This is a genomic window from Pseudomonas alkylphenolica (genome assembly GCF_016009175.1).
GTDB lineage: Bacteria > Pseudomonadota > Gammaproteobacteria > Pseudomonadales > Pseudomonadaceae > Aquipseudomonas > Aquipseudomonas alkylphenolica_B.
Window position 1 is genome coordinate 236,097 of record NZ_JADUCM010000002.1, and the last position, 18,151, is coordinate 254,247.

Consider the following 18,151-nt stretch of genomic DNA (forward strand, 5'->3'; position numbering starts at 1 on the left):
CGGCACATGCCGGAATGGCGCTAATGCTAGGCCTGCGCCGATTTTGCGGCCAATGCTGTTGCACGCTAACCTATGCACAAACGGCATAATGGTTGATGTGACGCCAATCGACATTCGAGCGTGTTCCATTTTGGTGCGCGCCTGGAGAGCAGTAATGAACCTCGAAAGCAAATGGCTGGAAGACTTCAGCGCCCTGGCTGCAACCCGCAGTTTCTCTCAGGCGGCCGAGCGCCGATTCGTGACTCAGCCGGCCTTCAGCCGCCGCATTCGCAGCCTGGAGTCGGCCCTGGGCCTGACCCTGGTGAACCGCTCGCGAACGCCTATCGAGCTGACGGCGGCCGGCCAGCTGTTTCTGGTGACCGCGCGTACCGTTGTGGATCAGCTCGGTGAAGTGATGCGTCACTTGCATCATCTGGAAGGCGGGCAGGGTGAAGTGATCCAGGTGGCTGCCGCGCACTCGTTGGCGCTGGGCTTCTTCCCGCGCTGGATTGCCCAGTTGCGCAACGACGGTCTGAACATCGCTACCCGGCTGGTGGCGACCAACGTCGGCGATGCGGTACATGCCCTGCGCGAAGGCGGGTGTGATCTGATGCTGGCCTTCTACGACCCTGATGCGGCGTTGCAGATGGACCCCGAGATATTCCCGTCACTGCATATGGGACACACCGAGATGCTGCCTGTGTGCGCAGCTGACAAAGACGGCAGGCCGTTGTTTGACCTCGAAGGCGAAGGTAGCGTGCCGCTTCTGGCATACAGTGCCGGGGCGTTTCTCGGGCGCTCGGTCAATCTGCTGTTGCGCCAACGTAATCTGCGATTCACTACGGTTTACGAGACGGCGATGGCTGACAGTCTAAAGAGTATGGCCCTGGAGGGTTTGGGGATCGCATGGGTACCGAGGCTATCGGCGCGGGCGGAACTGGAGCGGGGTGAGCTGGTTATCTGTGGCGGCCCCCAATGGCATGTGCCACTGGAGATCCGCCTGTATCGCTGTGCATTGGTGCGTAAAGCCAATGTGCGATTGCTTTGGCGCAAGCTGGAGTCGGCAGCCGGTCAAGAGCCGGTCTGAAGTTCAACTGGAATAGTATTTTATGTAGTCCGCAATATTCTGGCGGTTCTGGTCGCTGTATCGATAGCAATTGGAACGCAGTGAGAGGCGAGTTTCAAAGGTGTAGGTTTCGCAAAACCAGCCATTGAAGTTGACCTCCGCGTCATCATGGGTGGCTGAAAACAAGTGCCCCAGTTCATGGGCTGGCGCTACAAAGGTTTCAAGCGAGGCTATGGCGGTAGTTTGTTTGACATACGCCAGGCCGACCAGTAAGCCCGGTTCACTTTGCTCATAGGGCTCCTTGGTGAGCAGGATGGACTTGTTCAGGTACGAAGGGGAGCGTTCTCTTTGATGATCTCTGTCTGATGATTCATTTGAGAACATTGCAAGGAGCGATGCAGCACTCATGCTTGAGTAATTGATGTCGGTGATGCCGGGCACGTTGCGTTCAAAGATGACTTCTATCGGGTGGTTAGTTATCAAGCGCATCTCGTCGATCCAGTGCTGAAAGTAATCCTTGTTCAGCTGAGCATCGCTGATGTCGGCGAGATCGTCGTGCGTATAGACCCAAACCACCAGGGATCTGGCAGCCGTGGCCGAAGGCAAGTGCAGGGTAAAGAGTAGTGCGAGCAGAATGCCCAAGGGTCTGAATGCAGTCATGGTGGCGTCCTCCATTGACGCTGTAGCGCTGGGAGGTCTAAAGCTAAAGTCGCTATTACAGGAGTGGCAGCAGGAAAAGCTGGCTGGAGTGATCAGGCGATCACCCCCTGTTTTGACTCGAAAGTCAGCCTGGCCCCCGAAAAATAAGGGCGGCAGTTGGTCTGCCAAGTGCATCAACGCTGCGCCTTTGCGATATACTGCGCGGCCTTCGGTCGGCTTCCCCCGGCCCTAATTCGCATAACAAGCCACGCCGGTTGTCCCGCGTGGCTTGTTGTTTTTTGACGCGCCTGCGGGCGCCCAAGAGAAGAGGCTCGACGATGAGTGCACTGGTTGGCGTGATCATGGGCTCCAAGTCCGATTGGTCCACCCTTAGCCACACCGCCGATATGCTGGAAAAACTCGGCATTCCCTACGAGGTCAAGGTGGTTTCTGCCCACCGCACCCCGGACCTGCTGTTCCAGTATGCCGAAGAGGCCGAAGGCCGTGGCATCGAGGTGATCATCGCCGGAGCCGGTGGCGCTGCCCACCTGCCTGGCATGTGTGCGGCCAAGACCCACCTGCCGGTGCTGGGCGTGCCGGTGCAGTCGTCGATGCTCTCCGGCGTCGATTCGCTGCTGTCGATCGTGCAGATGCCCGCCGGTATTCCGGTTGCCACCCTGGCCATCGGCAAGGCCGGTGCCATCAACGCCGCGCTGCTCTCGGCGAGCATCCTCGGTGCCAAGCACCCGCAGTTCCACAGTGTGCTGAAGCAGTTCCGCGCTGAGCAGACAGACAACGTTCTGGATAATCCAGATCCGCGCCAGGCCTGAGGTCAAAAGCATGAAAATCGGTGTAATCGGTGGCGGCCAGCTGGGTCGCATGTTGGCCTTGGCAGGTACGCCGCTGGGCATGAATTTCGCTTTCCTCGATCCGGCGCCAGATGCCTGCGCCGCGCCGCTGGGCGAGCACCTGCGTGCCGATTACGGCGACCAGGACCATCTGCGCCAGCTGGCTGACGAAGTAGACCTGGTCACGTTCGAGTTCGAAAGCGTACCGGCTGAAACCGTCGCATTCCTGTCGCAGTTCGTACCGGTCTACCCGAGTGCCGAATCGCTGCGTATCGCCCGCGATCGCTGGTTCGAAAAGAGCATGTTCAAGGACCTGGGCATTCCCACCCCGTCGTTCGCCGATATCCAGTCGCAAGCCGACCTGGATGCCGCCGTGGCCAGCATCGGCCTGCCGGCCGTGCTCAAGACCCGTACCCTGGGCTATGACGGAAAAGGTCAGAAAGTGCTGCGAACTGCCGAAGATGTTGTCGGTACTTTCGCCGAACTGGGCAGCGTGCCTTGCCTGCTGGAAGGCTTCGTGCCGTTCACCGGCGAAGTGTCGTTGATCGCCGTGCGTGCCCGCGATGGCGAAACCCGTTTCTACCCGTTGGTGCACAACACCCACGAGAACGGCATTCTGCGTCTGTCGGTCGCCAGTGAAGACCACATGCTGCAGGGTCTGGCTGAAGACTACGCCGGTCGCGTGCTCAAGCAGCTCGACTATGTCGGTGTGCTGGCGTTCGAGTTCTTCGAAGTCGACGGCGGCCTGAAGGCCAACGAGATCGCCCCGCGCGTGCACAACTCCGGGCACTGGACCATCGAAGGTGCCGAGTGCAGCCAGTTCGAAAACCACCTGCGCGCCGTTGCCGGCCTGCCGCTGGGTTCGACGGCCAAGGTCGGCGAAAGCGCCATGCTCAACTTCATTGGCGAAGTGCCGGCAGTCGACAAGGTAATCGCCATCGACGAGTGCCACCTGCATCACTACGGCAAGGCCTTCAAGGTCGGGCGCAAAGTGGGTCACGCCACCCTGCGTTGCGACGACATGGCGACCCTGGAACAGAAGATCCAGCAGGTCGAAGCCCTGATCCAGAGCTGAAGGGAACCTTCTCTCTTCGATGTCCCTCTGATGGCGGGATGCCAAAGCGCTGACTAGGCTTTAGCATGCGCCAACTCACTCAGAGGGATTGCCATGGGCATCATCGGAACCATCTTCATCGGCCTGATCGTCGGTTTGCTGGCACGTTTCATCAAGCCCGGCGACGACAGCATGGGCTGGATCATGACCATTCTCCTCGGCATTGCCGGGTCGCTTGCGGCGACCTACGGTGGCCAGGCGCTGGGCATCTACCAGGCCGGAGAAGGCGCGGGCTTCCTCGGCGCGCTGGTGGGTGCGGTCGTGCTGCTGGTGATCTACGGCATGGTCAAAAAGAGCTAGCGGCAGGCTAGAATGCTCGGCAATTTTATTGCCGAGCAATGCCATGCGCCGTGTATTACTGCTTTCACTGTTGCTCATCAGTAGCCTGGCGCGCGCCGAGCTGCCGGAAACCGACTGGCTGGAGCTCATGCCCAAGTCGGACCAGAAAGCGCTCGAGCAGATGCCTGAAATCGACCACGACTCGCCGGAGGCCAATGGCACCTTTACCGAAAAAGGTGGCATGAAACAGGCCAAGGGTCTGCCGGCGGTGATGTATTCGACCAAGACGGTGGCTGCCATGAATGGCAAGCAGATCCGCCTGGGTGGTTATCCGGTGCCACTGGAAACCGATGCCAAGGGCAACAGCACGCTGTTCTTCCTCGTCCCTTATCCAGGCGCCTGCATCCATGTGCCGCCACCGCCGCCGAACCAGCTGGTGCTGGTGCGCTACCTCAAGGGCCTGAAACTCGATGATATCTACACGCCGCTGTGGGTCAGTGGCGCCTTGAAGATCGAGAAGGTCAGCAACGACCTGGCCGATGCCGCCTATGCAATGGATGCGGCCAAGGTACGGGTGGTGGAAGACGCCGATCTGTAGGGTTAGCGTGGCTCGCTAACAAGCGTCAGACTCAGTGAATGACTGGCCCCAGGGGCCAAGGTCACTACGTCATCCCACACATTGGCGGTCTCGATGCACAGCATGCGCTGCCAACCATCATCGGCCATGTCTGGCAGCTCTGCGGCGCGATCAGTCCAGGGGTTCCAGATAACGGCCGAGCGCGAACCGCTGCTGGTCAGGCGAATGCGCCGGTTCCAGCCTGGATCGACAATGCTCAACTGTGCCGGGGCCTGCAGGTAGATGCGATCGGTTTCTCCGGCAAACCCCAGGTCGCCGTGCTGCGTGCGTTGTTCCCAGCCAGCCAGGGTCTCGATATAGCCCAGGCCATCAACCCCTTCAACCTGCACGTTGCGCACATCGCTGACCGCAAAGTAGCTGTGCAGCGCCTGGCTGATGGTGACTGGAACGTTGTCGAGGTTATAGCTGGAGAGGGTGATGCCCAGCTGTTCGCCCATGACGATGCTCAGCGTGAGCTCGACATTGTGTGGCCAGCCTGGGAGATCGCCCTGGGATTCAGGCAAGGTGAACTCGACCCGGACATTGTCGCCACTGCTGTCGATACCCTGCAATTGCCAGTCGCGACCGCGCACCAGGCCATGGGCCGGTCCGTCTTCGTCTCGATACATGGCCTGCACGGCTGCGGGATTGCGCTTGAGGTTGCCAAACCAGGGCCAGCACACCGGTACCCCGGCGCGCACCGATTTGCCCTGCTTGAAGATGGCCTGTTCGCTGAGCCACAGCAACGGCGGCTCGCCGAGCCGCTGATAACTCAAAACCTGAGCGCCTTGCTGGGCAATCAGCAGTTCAGCGCTGTTGCTGGTAATGCGCCAGCAATTGAGCTCGCCGTGCTTTTCGGATTCAACCTTGGGTGTGGACATGCGCGTTATCTCATTGATGTGCCGTACGGTTTTCGACCGCTTGCATACCGTTGAGTTTACCGCGCAGCCGTGTCAGCGACGAGGAGGAACCGAGCGGGTGCGGCCACTGCCATCAATGGCAACGAACACGAACACAGCCTCGGTTACTTTGCGCCATTCGCTGGACAGCGGATCGTCGCTCCACACCTCGACCATCATCTGGATCGAGCTACGGCCAATTTCCAGGGTCTGGGTATAGAAAGAAAGCTGTGCGCCGACTGCGACAGGGACCAGAAAGGCCATGCGGTCGATGGCCACGGTAGCCACGCGGCCACCTGCAACGCGACTGGCCATGGCCGTACCGGCAAGGTCCATCTGTGCGACCAGCCAGCCGCCGAAAATATCGCCAAAACCGTTGGTTTCACGCGGTAAAGCGGTGATCTGCAGGGCAAGGTCGCCTTGCGGGATAGGATCTTCTTGTTCGAGTTCAATCATGCCGGGGGTGCCTCTGACCCGTGACGCTTCGTTGGTTGGCGCTATGACAGACGCCTCGAAAAACGATTCAGCACAACTATTCTACGCTGCTTTCGCTTTGCCAGGCGGCGAAGGGAAACTCTGCGAAACCGACTAAGCCTGTCTAGCAACGTCTTCGCACAACATCCTTCAGAAGATTCCAACAACCTCCTACAGGCGGCCAGTATATAGAGCCGAATGCACAGCGACGACCATGTAGTCATGAATACTTGTATTGAATGTGTACTGCTATGTGCTTTTTCCGGCAATTTGATATCGTCACCGACTTATGTGGCCAAACATGCGCCACAGGCGGCCTGCCGTTCAAACAAGCGCTACCCAATAAGAGATAACTATGACCTCCGTGCCCGGCAGTATCGCGCAGCCTTCGAGGCCGCTGACCCGCAGTGACTACAAAACGCTCTCGCTGTCCGCCCTGGGCGGTGCGCTGGAGTTCTACGATTTCATCATTTTCGTGTTTTTCGCCACCGTGGTCGGCAAGCTGTTCTTCCCCGCCGACATGCCGGAATGGCTGCGCTTGATGCAGACCTTCGGGATCTTCGCGGCGGGATATCTGGCGCGGCCCCTGGGCGGTATCATCATGGCCCACTTCGGCGACCTGCTGGGGCGCAAGAAGATGTTCACCCTGAGCATCTTCATGATGGCTGTGCCGACCCTGATCATGGGCCTGCTGCCCACCTATGCGCAGATCGGCATGTGGGCGCCGATCCTGTTGCTGCTGATGCGCGTGATCCAGGGCGCGGCCATTGGTGGCGAGGTGCCCGGTGCCTGGGTGTTTGTCTCCGAGCATGTCCCTTCGCGCAATATCGGTTATGCCTGCGGCACGCTGACGGCGGGGCTGACCTCGGGGATTCTGCTCGGCTCGCTGGTGGCGACAGTGATCAACAGTATCTACAGCGCCGAAGAGGTGGCGGACTACGCCTGGCGTATCCCGTTCCTGCTGGGTGGCGTGTTCGGCCTGTTCGCGGTGTACCTGCGGCGGTGGTTGCACGAAACGCCAGTATTCGCCGAGATGCAGGCGCGCAAGGCGCTGGCTGAAGAAGTACCGCTCAAAGCGGTGCTGCGTGAACACCGCGGCTCCATCGTCCTGTCGATGCTGCTGACCTGGCTGCTGTCGGCCGGCATTGTCGTGGTCATTCTGATGACCCCGGCGCTGCTGCAGAGCCTGTACAAGGTCAGCCCGACCGACTCGCTGATGGCCAACAGCCTGGCCATCGTCCTGCTCAGCTTTGGCTGCATCGTGGCCGGCTCGCTGGCTGACCGTTTCGGTGCTGGCCGGGTGTTCGTGGTGGGCAGCCTGATGTTGCTGGCCAGTTCCTGGACCTTCTACCACACCTTGCCGACCCACCCTGAGTGGCTGTTCCCGATGTACGCCCTGACCGGCCTGTGCGTGGGTATCGTCGGTGCCGTGCCGTATGTGATGGTGCACGCCTTCCCGCCAGTGGTGCGCTTCAGTGGCCTGTCGTTCTCCTACAACATGGCCTACGCGATTTTCGGTGGCCTGACGCCGATGGTGGTGACCGCACTGCTCAAGTTCAGCCCGATGGCGCCGGCCTACTATGTGGCCGGGATCTGCACCATTGGTCTGCTGGTCGGCCTTTATCTGCTGGCGAAAAAACGCTGAAGCCGCGCTAGTCCTGCCCTCGCAACATTTTGAAAAGGCCATCCCGGTAATCCGGTGATGGCCTTTCATCTAATTGTCACATTGGGTTCATAGAGTAGTCATACGGCCTGCAGATACTTGGGCCCGATCCATCTCACCCCAATTCCTGCTAGGAGCAAGGCATGAAACTGAAGCGTTTGATGGCGGCCCTGACTTTCGTCGCCGCTGGCGTTGCCACCGCCAATGCGGTTGCCGCTGTTGACCCTGCTATTCCGACTTACGTCAAAACCACTGGCGTGTCGGGCAACCTCTCCAGCGTCGGTTCCGATACCCTGGCGAACCTGATGACTCTGTGGGCTGAGGCCTACAAGAAGGAATATCCGAACGTAAACATCCAGATTCAGGCTGCCGGCTCCTCCACTGCGCCACCCGCGCTGACTGAAGGCACCGCCAACCTCGGCCCGATGAGCCGCAAAATGAAGGACGTTGAACTGCAGGCCTTCGAGCAGAAGTACGGCTACAAGCCAACCGCCATCCCGGTAGCGGTCGACGCCCTGGCCGTATTCGTGCACAAGGACAACCCGATCAAGGGTCTGACCATGGCTCAGGTTGACGCGATTTTCTCGTCCACCCGCCTGTGCGGCGGCAAAGCCGACGTGAAAACCTGGGGTGACCTGGGCGTGACCGGCGACCTGGCCAACAAGCCGGTTCAACTGTTCGGCCGCAACTCGGTATCCGGCACCTACGGCTACTTCAAGGAAGAAGCCCTGTGCAAAGGTGACTTCAAGCCTAACGTCAACGAACAACCTGGCTCGGCTTCGGTCGTGCAGTCGATCAGCAGCTCGCTGAACGGCATCGGTTACTCGGGCATCGGCTACAAGACCGCTAGCGTGAAGACCGTGGCCCTGGCCAAGAAAGAAGGCGGGGAGTTCGTTGAAGACAACGAAGCCAACGCCCTGAACGGTACTTACCCGCTGTCGCGTTTCCTCTACGTCTACGTCAACAAAGCGCCGAACAAGCCTCTGGCTCCGCTGGAAGCCGAGTTCGTCAAGCTGGTGCTGTCGCAAGCTGGCCAGCAGGTTGTCGTGAAAGACGGTTACATCCCGCTGCCTGCGAAAGTAGCGGCCAAGGCCCTGGCTGATCTGGGCCTGGACCACGCCAAAGGCGTAGCGAAGAACTAAGTGTGAGCCTGGTGGGGTCTGGAAATGACCAGATCCCACCGCAAATTGCGAGTCCGCCGCCAGGTCCACTGAGCGGTGGGCTTTGTCGCGTCACTGCACTGTCATGTTTTTGTAATACGGGACCGCTAGGGTGTGCGCATGAATGATCTGGCCAACTCCACCATGACCCAAAATTCTCCCCCCGTGCGGATTGATTTCAATACGCCCGAACTGCAACGCAAGCGCCGTATGCGCGCGTTCAAGGATCGCCTGACCCGCTGGTATGTACTGGTGGGCGGGCTTGCCGTGCTGGCAGCGATCACCTTGATCTTTTTCTACCTGGCCTACGTGGTCGTGCCGCTGTTCCAGGGCGCCACCCTGACCAGCAAGAAAGCACTGGAGCCGACCTGGCTGAGCCAGGATGCCGGCAAGCCGCTGATGATTGCCCTGGAAGAGCAGAACCTGGTGGGCATGCGGGTTTCCGACAAGGGCCAGGCACTGTTTTTCGACACCAAGACCGGTGCCGAACTCAAGCGCGTCGACCTGCCCGTACCCGCAGGTACCCAGGTGACGTCCATCGGCAACGACCAGCCGGGTAACCCGCTGGTGGTGCTGGGCCTGTCCAACGGCAAGGCACTGGCGTTCAGCCACAGCTACAAGATCACCTATCCGGACAACAAGAAGACCATCACCCCGGCCGTCGACTACCCGTACGGCCAGGAACCGTTCACCCTGGATGAAGAAGGTCGTGCGCTGGAGCACGTCAGCCTCAACGTCAACGGTGACACGCTGGTGGTTGCCGGTTCCACCGGTGCGCACCTGCAGGTCGTTTCGCTGAGCCGCGAAGAAAACATGATGACCGGTGAGGTCACCAGCGAGCAGAACCGCATCGACCTGCCGCAAATGACCGAGCCGGTCAAAGCGATCTTCATCGACCCGCGCCAGCAGTGGCTGTACGTGATCAACGGTCGGGCCCAGGCGGATGTCTTCAGCCTGCGCGAGAAGAGCCTCAATGGCCGTTACAAGCTGCTCGAAAACGGCGATGCCGAAGTCACTGCCAGCACCCAGCTGGTCGGTGGTATCTCGCTGATCATCGGCGACTCCAAAGGTGGCCTGGCACAGTGGTTCATGGCCCGTGATCCGGATGGCGAGCAGCGCTTCAAGCGCATTCGCGAATTCCAGATGGGCACTGCACCGATCGTGCAGATCGATGCCGAAGAACGTCGCAAGGGCTTCGTAGCCCTGGATGCCAGCGGCAAACTTGGCGTGTTCCACAGCACCGCACACCGTACCCTGCTGGTCGAGCCGGTCGCCGAAGGCGCCGGCATCCTGGCGCTGTCGCCACGGGCCAACCGCATCATCGTCGAAGAAGGCGGCAAGCTGCTGCCGTTGACGCTGAAGAACCCGCACCCGGAAGTGTCCTGGAGCGCGTTGTGGAGCAAGGTCTGGTACGAGAACTATGACGAGCCGAAGTATGTCTGGCAGTCCACCGCCTCGAACACCGACTTCGAACCCAAGCTGAGCCTGTCGCCACTGACCTTCGGTACCCTGAAGGCGGCGTTCTACGCGATGATCCTGGCGGCACCGCTGGCGATTGCCGCCGCGATCTACACCGCCTACTTCATGGCCCCTGGCATGCGCCGCAAGGTCAAGCCGGTGATCGAGCTGATGGAGGCGATGCCGACGGTAATCCTGGGCTTCTTCGCCGGCCTGTTCCTGGCGCCTTACCTGGAAGGCCACTTGCCGGGTGTGTTCAGCCTGTTCCTGCTGATGCCGATCGGCATCCTGGTCGCCGGCTTCACCTGGAGCCGCCTGCCGGAGTCGATTCGCCTGCGGGTTCCGGATGGCTGGGAAGCGGCGATCCTGATCCCGGTGATCCTGCTGACCGGCTGGTTCGCGCTGTACATGAGCCCGTTGCTGGAAACCTGGTTCTTCGGCGGTGACATGCGCCTGTGGATCACCAATGACCTGGGCATCACCTACGACCAGCGCAACGCTCTGGTGGTTGGTATCGCCATGGGTTTCGCGGTGATTCCAAACATCTACTCGATTGCCGAAGACGCCGTGTTCAGCGTACCGCGCAGCCTGACCCTGGGCTCCCTGGCCCTGGGTGCAACGCCGTGGCAGACCCTGACCCGCGTGGTCATCCTGACCGCCAGCCCGGGGATTTTCTCGGCGCTGATGATCGGTATGGGCCGCGCTGTGGGCGAAACCATGATCGTGCTGATGGCCACCGGCAACACCCCGGTCATGGAGCTGAACCTGTTCGAAGGCATGCGTACCCTGGCCGCCAACGTGGCCGTGGAGATGCCTGAATCGGAAGTCGGTGGCAGTCACTACCGCGTCCTGTTCCTCGCCGCGCTGGTGTTGCTGATGTTCACCTTCGTGATGAACACCTTGGCCGAGCTGATTCGCCAGCGTCTGCGCAAGAAATACTCGTCGCTTTGATAGAAAGGTAGAGATCCGTGAAAAAGGATTCCCTCAAAAGCTGGTTCAAGAGCGGCGCCCCCGGCGTCTGGATCAGCGGTGGCGCGGTCGCCATCGCGGTGATCATGACCATCGGTCTGCTCTCTGTGATCGCTGTGCGCGGCCTCGGCCACTTCTGGCCGGCCGACCTGGTCCAGGCCACCTACAAGGTGCCTGGCCAGGCCGACCACGTCGTTGTTGGCGAAGTGGTACAGAAAGAAGAAGTGCCGCTGGCGCGTTTGAAAGGGGCCGGCCTGCCGGTGCCCGAGAACGGTCCGGAGTTCATGACCCGCGAGCTGATCAAGGTCGGTAACCGCGACCTCAACGGCAGCGACTTCACCTGGGTGGTCGGCGACTGGCTGACCGACATGCAGACGCCGGTCGACCTGATCGCCCTGGAGCGCCGCGAGTGGGGCAACTTCTACGGCTACCTGGTCAGCGTCAAGGAAAACGGCAAGGTTGTCGCCGAAGGTCAGGCCGCCTGGACCGAACTGCAGGCGCGCCTGAAGCGTGCCGACCAGTTGGCGGGCGAACTGCAAAAGCTTGAGAAGAAGGATATCGGTGCCATCAACTACGGCCTGGAGCGGCTGCGTCTGCATGCTCGCAAGCTGGAACTGGACGGTAAGCTGGATGCTGCTGCCCAGGCTGACATGGACGCCGAGCGTGCCGAACTGAACAACCGTTACAAGGCTATCGAAGACCGCCTGGGCAACCTGCATCAGGACTTCGGTCGCGACAGCCTGGTAGCCAAGGACGGTAACGGCCGTGAAGTCGAGATCAACCTGAGCAAGGTGGTTCACGCCTACCAGCCGAACGGCATGGGCTTCTTCACCAAGATGGGCGTGTATTTCGCCAAGGTCTGGGAGTTTCTTAGCGACGACCCACGTGAAGCCAACACCGAAGGCGGGATCTTTCCTGCAATCTTCGGCACCGTGATGATGACCCTGATCATGGCCGTGATCGTTACCCCGTTCGGCGTGCTGGCGGCGGTATACCTGCGTGAATATGCGCGCCAGGGCCCGGTGACCCGCCTGATCCGTATCGCGGTAAACAACCTCGCCGGTGTTCCGGCCATCGTTTACGGTGTGTTCGGCCTGGGCTTCTTCGTCTACGTGCTGGGTGGCTCGCTCGACCGCCTGTTCTTCCCTGAAGCGCTGCCGGCGCCAACCCTGGGTACACCGGGCCTGCTATGGGCATCGCTGACCCTGGCGCTGCTGGCGGTGCCGGTGGTGATCGTTGCCACCGAAGAAGGCCTGGCGCGAATTCCGCGTACTGTGCGAGAAGGTTCGCTGGCGCTCGGTGCAACCAAGGCCGAGACCCTGTGGAAGATCGTTTTGCCCATGGCCAGCCCGGCGATGATGACCGGCATGATCCTCGCCGTGGCCCGTGCCGCCGGCGAAGTGGCGCCGTTGATGCTGGTGGGTGTGGTGAAGCTGGCGCCGTCGCTGCCGGTGGACGGCAACTACCCGTACCTGCACCTGGACCAGAAGATCATGCACCTGGGCTTCCACATCTACGACGTCGGCTTCCAGAGCCCGAACGTCGAGGCCGCGCGGCCGCTGGTGTACGCCACGGCGTTGCTGCTGGTGCTGGTGATCGCCACGCTCAACCTGTCGGCAGTGTGGATTCGTAACCACCTGCGCGAGAAGTACAAGGCGCTGGACAGCTGATCGATACACCCTTTTTGCAAGTGCCGCCCGTGTGTTGTACCGGGCGGTTCGATGAAACGAAATTGATAGCGTATGGAGTCTGACCATGCAGCAAGAATCCCACGCCCACGGCATCGACATGTCGGCCCTGGGTCGTACCAAGCAGAGCCTGCAACTGGCTGATGAAACCGTGGCCATCGAAGTGCCTGGCCTGAGCCTGTACTACGGCGAGAAACAAGCCCTGTTCGACGTCAGCATGAACATCCCGAAACAGCGCGTGACCGCCTTCATCGGCCCGTCCGGCTGCGGTAAGTCGACCTTGCTGCGAACCTTCAACCGCATGAACGACCTGGTCGATGGTTGCCGTGTCGACGGTGCGATCAACCTGTACGGCAACAACATCTACCGCAAGGGCGAAGATGTCGCTGAACTGCGTCGCCGGGTCGGCATGGTGTTCCAGAAGCCGAACCCGTTCCCCAAGACCATCTACGAAAACGTGGTCTATGGCTTGCGCATCCAGGGTATCAACAAGAAGCGCGTGCTTGATGAAGCCGTGGAGTGGGCACTCAAGGGTGCCGCCCTGTGGGATGAGGTCAAGGACCGTCTGCACGAGTCGGCGCTGGGCCTGTCCGGTGGCCAGCAGCAGCGTCTGGTGATTGCCCGCACCATTGCCGTGGAGCCTGAGGTACTGCTGCTCGACGAACCGTGCTCGGCACTCGACCCGATCTCGACGCTGAAGGTCGAAGAGCTGATCTACGAGCTGAAGTCCAAGTACACCATCGTCATCGTGACCCACAACATGCAACAGGCGGCACGGGTTTCCGACTACACCGCCTTCATGTACATGGGCAAGCTGGTCGAGTTCGGTGACACTGACACGCTGTTCACCAATCCGGCGAAGAAGCAGACCGAAGACTACATCACCGGTCGGTATGGCTAGGATTCAACGACTGAACGCCGCCTGACAGCACTTACCGGACGCTCCAAGGATTTCTCATGATCAATAAAGACAGCCTTACCCACCACATCTCCCAGCAGTTCAACGCCGAACTCGAGGAGGTTCGCAGCCACCTCCTGGCGATGGGCGGTCTGGTCGAGAAGCAGGTCAATGACGCCGTTACTGCGCTGATCGAGGCCGACTCGGGCCTGGCCCAGCAAGTGCGTGAAGTCGACGAGCAGATCAACCAGATGGAGCGCAACATCGACGAAGAATGCGTGCGCATTCTCGCTCGTCGTCAGCCGGCCGCTTCCGACCTGCGTCTGATCATCAGCATTTCCAAGTCGGTGATCGACCTGGAGCGCATTGGTGACGAGTCGACCAAGATCGCCCGCCGGGCTATCCAGTTGTGTGAAGAGGGTGAGTCGCCGCGGGGTTACGTCGAGGTCCGCCACATCGGTGATCAGGTGCGCAACATGGTCCGTGATGCGCTGGACGCCTTTGCCCGTTTCGACGCCGACCTGGCACTGTCGGTCGCCCAGTACGACAAGACCATCGACCGCGAATACAAGACGGCGCTGCGCGAGCTGGTCACCTACATGATGGAAGACCCGCGCTCGATCTCGCGGGTACTCAGCGTCATCTGGGCCTTGCGTTCGCTGGAGCGTATCGGCGACCACGCGCGCAACATCTCTGAGCTGGTGATCTACCTGGTGCGCGGTACCGACGTGCGTCACCTGGGCCTCAAGCGCATGAAAGAAGAGGTCGAGGGTGGCAGCGAAAAGGCTAATGTTCCGGCTGAAGCTGACGATAAGTAAGACTGCCCCGAGAACGAACGCCCGGCCTTGGCCGGGCGTTTTCGTTTGCGGTCGAACACCTCAAGGCAGCCGCGAACGAATCGACGAGTCCCGGCGTGAGCCAATGTTTGGCAAATGGCCATCAGTCAGCGTTATGCTAGTCGGGATTCAATAGGAGTGGCGATGAGTAAAGTCAGTGTGTTGGTTGTGGATGATGCGCCGTTCATTCGCGACCTGGTGAAGAAGTGCCTGCGCAACCATTTTCCGGGCATCGTCATCGAAGACGCGGTCAATGGTCGCAAGGCCCAGGCACTGCTGGCCCGTGAAGCTTTTGACCTGGTCCTGTGCGACTGGGAAATGCCGGAAATGTCAGGCCTGGAGCTGCTGACCTGGTGCCGCCAGCAGGAATCGATGAAAGCCCTGCCTTTCATCATGGTGACCAGCCGTGGCGACAAGGAAAACGTGGTACAGGCGATTCAGGCCGGTGTCTCCGACTTTGTTGGCAAACCCTTCACCAATGAACAACTGCTGACCAAAGTGAAAAAGGCCCTGACCAAGGTCGGCAAGCTCGACACGCTGCTGGCCAGTGCGCCGACGCGCGCCAACTCAGCCTTTGCCAACGACTCGCTGAGCGCTCTGACCGGCGGGCGTGCCGAAACGGTGAAGCCAAGCGCTGCGCCAGCCGCCGCAGTTGCACCCGCCAAGCCGCTGATCAATGCGCCAAAACCGGCGGCAGCACCTGCTGGCCGTGGTCAGGGTCAACTGCGTCTGCCAAGTGGCGTGCAACCCTGTGTGATCAAGGCCCTGAGCCTCAAGGAGGCGCTGCTGGTCGTACGGCGTGGTGAGTCCCTGCCTCAAGTGCTGGAAGGCGCTGTGCTCGATCTGGAGCAGGGTGAGAGCGCAGAGGTTGCCCGGCTCAACGGTTACCTGCATGCGGTTGCAGCGCTGGAGCCCAAGCCTGACAGTGACTGGTTGCAGCTGACCTTCAAGTTTGTCGACCAGGATGCCCAGAAGCTGGATTATCTGTCGCGGCTGATTGCGCGCGGTACGGCGCAGAAGCATTTCGTGCCTGGGGCCTGATCAATAATTGATCAACAGCCACATACTTCGTGGCTGTAGGAGCGAAGCTTGCTCGCGAAGAGCGCTGCCACAGTGTCACAGATACACCGCGGCGCCTGCTTCGCCGGCAAGCCTGGCTCCTACAGGACCTGGCGGAGCCTGCGATCGAACGCACCGCTCGTCTCCTGGCAGACTGCTGAAACACTCCCCCCGTACCCCCGGCAAAATCTGCTGCTAGTCTTCGACAGATCTCAACTGTCAAAAAGCCATTACTCATGTCCGCTCGCTTGCTGCTGTTCTGCGCCGCGTTGCTGGCCGCTGGCCCGTCAACGGCCATGACCCTGTACAAAAGCACCGATGCTTATGGTGTGGTCTCGTATTCCGACCGGCCAATCCCCGGCGGCGAGCGCTTTGTGTTTCGCGACAGCATGGTCGAGCACTTGCAGGACCAGGTGAAGCTGCACGCGATCACGTCTGCGACCGGGGTGAGCTTCAGTGCCCGTAACGATACCTACGCGCCTGTGGAGGTGGAGCTGCGTCTGGACGGCCTGAGCAATGCCAAGGGCGGGGCGTCGCGGCTGGTTCGCCGCGTGGTGCCTGCGCGCGCTGCTGTGGTGCTGACGATCGTCAATGCGCAGCAACCGGGGCAGCCTGTGCGTTACCAGGAGAAGTTCCAGTACGCGCTGGGCAACCCGGGTCAGCGTTCGCAGGCATTCCGTTATCCGTTGCCATGGCGGGGCGGGCCGTTTCGTGTGACTCAGGGACCGAATGGTGGTTACAGTCATTTTGGCCCCAAAGGGCGCTACGCAATGGACATCGCCATGCCGGAAGGCACACCGATCATTGCTTCAAGGGCGGGCGTAGTGATCAAGGTCGAAAACAACCAGAGCGGGCGCGGCACGCACCCGGCGGGGAACTTCGTGAGGATCCTGCATGACGACGGCACCATGGGCGTCTACCTGCACCTGATGCGCGGTTCGGTGGTGGTTCGCGAAGGGCAGTCGGTGGTGTACGGCACGCCGCTGGCGAAGTCTGGCAACACCGGCAACAGCACTGGTCCGCACTTGCACTTTGTCGTGCAGCGCAACGTCGGGCTGGAGCTGGTCTCGATTCCTTACCAGTTCAACCAGCCCGTAGGCGGATTGCCAAACTTTACTGCCGGCAACCCCTGAGGGTACTCAATCGAGCTTGAGCACCTTGGCCAGGACAATTTTAGGGCCTTTCATCTTCTTGATGATGATGCGCAAGCCTTCGACTTCCAGCACCTCTTCTTCTTCCGGTACGCGCTTGAGGGTTTCGTACACCAGGCCAGCGAGGGTTTCTGCCTCGATGTGGTCCAGGTCTACGCCCAGCAGGCGTTCGACCTTGAACAGTGGTGTATCGCCACGTACCAGCAGTTTTCCAGGCTGGTAGGCGAGGATGCCGCGTTCAGCCTTGCGGTGTTCGTCCTGGATGTCGCCGACCAGTACTTCAAGCACGTCTTCCATGGTCAGGTAGCCAATGACTTTGCCGTCGGCTTCTTCGACCAGGGCAAAGTGCGCACCGCCCTTGCGGAACTGTTCGAGTAGCTGCGACAGCGGCATGTGGCGAGACACGCGCTCCAGCGGCCGGGTCAGCTCGGCGAGGTTGAAGGATTCGGGGAGATGGTCGAGGTCGGCCAGCTCCAGCAACAGGTCCTTGATGTGCAGCAGGCCGATGAACTCACCGCGCGCGGCATCGAGTACCGGGTAACGGCTGAACTTGTGCCGGCGGAACATCGCAAGGATGTCCTTGAGCGGCGCGTGGGCATCGAGGTAGACCATGTCTTCACGGGAGTTGGCCCAGTCGACCACTTCCAGTTCGCCCATTTCCACCGCCGACGCCAGTACCCGCATGCCTTGATCGCTGGGGTCCTGGCCACGGCTGGAGTGCAGGATCAGTTTCAGCTCGTCGCGGCTGTAATGATGCTCGTGGTGCGGGCCGGGCTCACCCTGGCCGGCAATGCGCAAAATGGCATTGGCGCTGGCGTTGAGCAGGTAGATCGCCGGGTACATCAGCCAGTAGAACAGGTACAACGGCACCGCCGTCCACAGCGACAGCAACTCGGGTTTGCGGATGGCCCACGACTTGGGCGCCAGTTCACCGACGACGATGTGCAGGTAGGAAATCACGAAGAAGGCACTGAAGAACGAAACCGCCTTGATGACTTCCGGCGACTCGACGCCGATCGCGGCCAGCAGCGGTTCGAGCAAATGCGCGAAGGCCGGCTCACCCACCCAGCCCAGGCCCAGGGAGGCGAGGGTAATACCCAGTTGGCAGGCTGAAAGGTAGGCATCCAGCTGGTTGTGTACGGTACGCAGGATTTGGCCGCGCCAGCCATTTTGCTCGGCGATTGACTCGACTTTGGTCGAGCGCAATTTCACCATGGCGAACTCGGCGGCAACGAAAAAGCCGTTGAGCAACACCAGCAGCAGAGCAAAAAGAATCATGCCGAAGTCGGCGAACAGTGAGGCGAGGCTAATACCAGGGGAAGGGTCCATGATGGGGTTTTACGGGGTCCGTCATT

General features: G+C 60.6%; 17 protein-coding genes. 13 read left to right on the forward strand and 4 right to left on the reverse strand.

Features of this window, described 5'->3' with window-relative positions; all coding sequences use genetic code 11:
* Positions 1-154 precede the first annotated feature (154 nt).
* Complete coding sequence (locus I5S59_RS03335; protein WP_197875390.1) at positions 155-1,066, forward strand: LysR substrate-binding domain-containing protein; 912 nt, start codon at positions 155-157, stop codon at positions 1,064-1,066.
* Positions 1,067-1,069: 3 nt separating this feature from the next.
* Here the strand turns inward: I5S59_RS03335 and I5S59_RS03340 are convergent, their stop codons facing one another.
* The gene (locus tag I5S59_RS03340; protein WP_197875391.1) at positions 1,070-1,705 is read right to left on the reverse strand and encodes a hypothetical protein; all 636 of its coding nucleotides are present in this window, start codon (positions 1,703-1,705) and stop codon (positions 1,070-1,072) included.
* A gap of 317 nt (positions 1,706-2,022) precedes the next feature.
* Between I5S59_RS03340 and purE the strand changes: the two genes are divergently transcribed.
* From purE to I5S59_RS03360, 4 genes are all read left to right on the forward strand, one after another.
* A complete protein-coding gene (gene purE, locus I5S59_RS03345) occupies positions 2,023-2,514 on the forward strand; it encodes a 5-(carboxyamino)imidazole ribonucleotide mutase (RefSeq protein ID WP_028942499.1) in 492 nt (163 codons plus the stop codon).
* Positions 2,515-2,524: 10 nt separating this feature from the next.
* Complete coding sequence (locus tag I5S59_RS03350; protein ID WP_197875392.1) at positions 2,525-3,607, forward strand: 5-(carboxyamino)imidazole ribonucleotide synthase; 1,083 nt, start codon at positions 2,525-2,527, stop codon at positions 3,605-3,607.
* A 93-nt stretch (positions 3,608-3,700) separates the two neighbouring features.
* Positions 3,701-3,946 carry a GlsB/YeaQ/YmgE family stress response membrane protein gene (locus I5S59_RS03355; protein ID WP_197875393.1) on the forward strand — a complete coding sequence of 82 codons (246 nt, stop codon included), beginning with the start codon at positions 3,701-3,703 and terminating at the stop codon, positions 3,944-3,946.
* A 43-nt stretch (positions 3,947-3,989) separates the two neighbouring features.
* Complete coding sequence (locus tag I5S59_RS03360) at positions 3,990-4,523, forward strand: DUF3299 domain-containing protein (RefSeq protein WP_197875394.1); 534 nt, start codon at positions 3,990-3,992, stop codon at positions 4,521-4,523.
* A 2-nt stretch (positions 4,524-4,525) separates the two neighbouring features.
* Here I5S59_RS03360 and I5S59_RS03365 read toward each other — a convergent pair whose 3' ends face one another.
* Together I5S59_RS03365 and I5S59_RS03370 are read right to left on the reverse strand one after the other, a co-directional pair.
* Positions 4,526-5,422 (reverse strand): D-hexose-6-phosphate mutarotase, encoded by an 897-nt coding sequence (locus I5S59_RS03365; RefSeq protein ID WP_197875395.1) that lies wholly within the window; start codon positions 5,420-5,422, stop codon positions 4,526-4,528.
* Positions 5,423-5,494: 72 nt separating this feature from the next.
* Positions 5,495-5,896, reverse strand: coding sequence for an acyl-CoA thioesterase (locus tag I5S59_RS03370; RefSeq protein ID WP_009402429.1), 402 nt, complete (start codon positions 5,894-5,896; stop codon positions 5,495-5,497).
* A gap of 373 nt (positions 5,897-6,269) precedes the next feature.
* On the opposite strand from I5S59_RS03370, the gene I5S59_RS03375 reads away from it, so the two are divergent.
* The 8 genes from I5S59_RS03375 to I5S59_RS03410 all read left to right on the forward strand — a co-directional run bounded on the left by I5S59_RS03375 (position 6,270) and on the right by I5S59_RS03410 (position 16,778).
* Entirely contained in the window at positions 6,270-7,559 is a 1,290-nt protein-coding gene (locus tag I5S59_RS03375; RefSeq protein WP_128321949.1) for an MFS transporter, read from the forward strand.
* Between the two features lie 161 nt (positions 7,560-7,720).
* Positions 7,721-8,719 carry a phosphate ABC transporter substrate-binding protein PstS gene (locus I5S59_RS03380; protein WP_128321948.1) on the forward strand — a complete coding sequence of 333 codons (999 nt, stop codon included), beginning with the start codon at positions 7,721-7,723 and terminating at the stop codon, positions 8,717-8,719.
* A gap of 138 nt (positions 8,720-8,857) precedes the next feature.
* Positions 8,858-11,146 carry an ABC transporter permease subunit gene (locus I5S59_RS03385; protein WP_197875396.1) on the forward strand — a complete coding sequence of 763 codons (2,289 nt, stop codon included), beginning with the start codon at positions 8,858-8,860 and terminating at the stop codon, positions 11,144-11,146.
* 17 nt (positions 11,147-11,163) lie between these two features.
* Positions 11,164-12,834 (forward strand): phosphate ABC transporter permease PstA, encoded by a 1,671-nt coding sequence (pstA, locus tag I5S59_RS03390; protein WP_197875397.1) that lies wholly within the window; start codon positions 11,164-11,166, stop codon positions 12,832-12,834.
* Between the two features lie 85 nt (positions 12,835-12,919).
* Positions 12,920-13,753: a phosphate ABC transporter ATP-binding protein PstB gene (gene pstB, locus I5S59_RS03395; protein WP_128321945.1), complete on the forward strand. Its 834-nt coding sequence runs from the start codon at positions 12,920-12,922 to the stop codon at positions 13,751-13,753.
* Between the two features lie 56 nt (positions 13,754-13,809).
* Positions 13,810-14,568, forward strand: a complete 759-nt coding sequence (gene phoU, locus I5S59_RS03400; protein WP_128321944.1) for a phosphate signaling complex protein PhoU — start codon at positions 13,810-13,812, stop codon at positions 14,566-14,568.
* Between the two features lie 162 nt (positions 14,569-14,730).
* Entirely contained in the window at positions 14,731-15,627 is an 897-nt protein-coding gene (locus tag I5S59_RS03405; protein WP_197875398.1) for a response regulator, read from the forward strand.
* A gap of 254 nt (positions 15,628-15,881) precedes the next feature.
* The gene (locus I5S59_RS03410) at positions 15,882-16,778 is read left to right on the forward strand and encodes a peptidoglycan DD-metalloendopeptidase family protein (protein ID WP_197875399.1); all 897 of its coding nucleotides are present in this window, start codon (positions 15,882-15,884) and stop codon (positions 16,776-16,778) included.
* A 6-nt stretch (positions 16,779-16,784) separates the two neighbouring features.
* Here the strand turns inward: I5S59_RS03410 and I5S59_RS03415 are convergent, their stop codons facing one another.
* A complete protein-coding gene (locus I5S59_RS03415) occupies positions 16,785-18,125 on the reverse strand; it encodes a hemolysin family protein (RefSeq protein WP_197875400.1) in 1,341 nt (446 codons plus the stop codon).
* Positions 18,126-18,151: the final 26 nt, after the last annotated feature.

What these genes read in the sequence shown, in the direction of transcription:
- I5S59_RS03405 (WP_197875398.1), top strand. Translation starts at nt 14,731, where the DNA reads ATGAGTAAAGTCAGTGTGTTGGTTGTGGATGATGCGCCGTTCATTCGC.
- I5S59_RS03370 (WP_009402429.1), bottom strand. Translation starts at nt 5,896, where the DNA reads ATGATTGAACTCGAACAAGAAGATCCTATCCCGCAAGGCGACCTTGCC.
- phoU (WP_128321944.1), top strand. Translation starts at nt 13,810, where the DNA reads ATGATCAATAAAGACAGCCTTACCCACCACATCTCCCAGCAGTTCAAC.
- I5S59_RS03375 (WP_128321949.1), top strand. Translation starts at nt 6,270, where the DNA reads ATGACCTCCGTGCCCGGCAGTATCGCGCAGCCTTCGAGGCCGCTGACC.
- I5S59_RS03385 (WP_197875396.1), top strand. Translation starts at nt 8,858, where the DNA reads ATGAATGATCTGGCCAACTCCACCATGACCCAAAATTCTCCCCCCGTG.
- I5S59_RS03365 (WP_197875395.1), bottom strand. Translation starts at nt 5,422, where the DNA reads ATGTCCACACCCAAGGTTGAATCCGAAAAGCACGGCGAGCTCAATTGC.
- I5S59_RS03340 (WP_197875391.1), bottom strand. Translation starts at nt 1,705, where the DNA reads ATGACTGCATTCAGACCCTTGGGCATTCTGCTCGCACTACTCTTTACC.
- I5S59_RS03350 (WP_197875392.1), top strand. Translation starts at nt 2,525, where the DNA reads ATGAAAATCGGTGTAATCGGTGGCGGCCAGCTGGGTCGCATGTTGGCC.
- I5S59_RS03410 (WP_197875399.1), top strand. Translation starts at nt 15,882, where the DNA reads ATGTCCGCTCGCTTGCTGCTGTTCTGCGCCGCGTTGCTGGCCGCTGGC.
- I5S59_RS03415 (WP_197875400.1), bottom strand. Translation starts at nt 18,125, where the DNA reads ATGGACCCTTCCCCTGGTATTAGCCTCGCCTCACTGTTCGCCGACTTC.
- purE (WP_028942499.1), top strand. Translation starts at nt 2,023, where the DNA reads ATGAGTGCACTGGTTGGCGTGATCATGGGCTCCAAGTCCGATTGGTCC.
- I5S59_RS03335 (WP_197875390.1), top strand. Translation starts at nt 155, where the DNA reads ATGAACCTCGAAAGCAAATGGCTGGAAGACTTCAGCGCCCTGGCTGCA.
- pstB (WP_128321945.1), top strand. Translation starts at nt 12,920, where the DNA reads ATGCAGCAAGAATCCCACGCCCACGGCATCGACATGTCGGCCCTGGGT.
- I5S59_RS03355 (WP_197875393.1), top strand. Translation starts at nt 3,701, where the DNA reads ATGGGCATCATCGGAACCATCTTCATCGGCCTGATCGTCGGTTTGCTG.
- I5S59_RS03360 (WP_197875394.1), top strand. Translation starts at nt 3,990, where the DNA reads ATGCGCCGTGTATTACTGCTTTCACTGTTGCTCATCAGTAGCCTGGCG.
- I5S59_RS03380 (WP_128321948.1), top strand. Translation starts at nt 7,721, where the DNA reads ATGAAACTGAAGCGTTTGATGGCGGCCCTGACTTTCGTCGCCGCTGGC.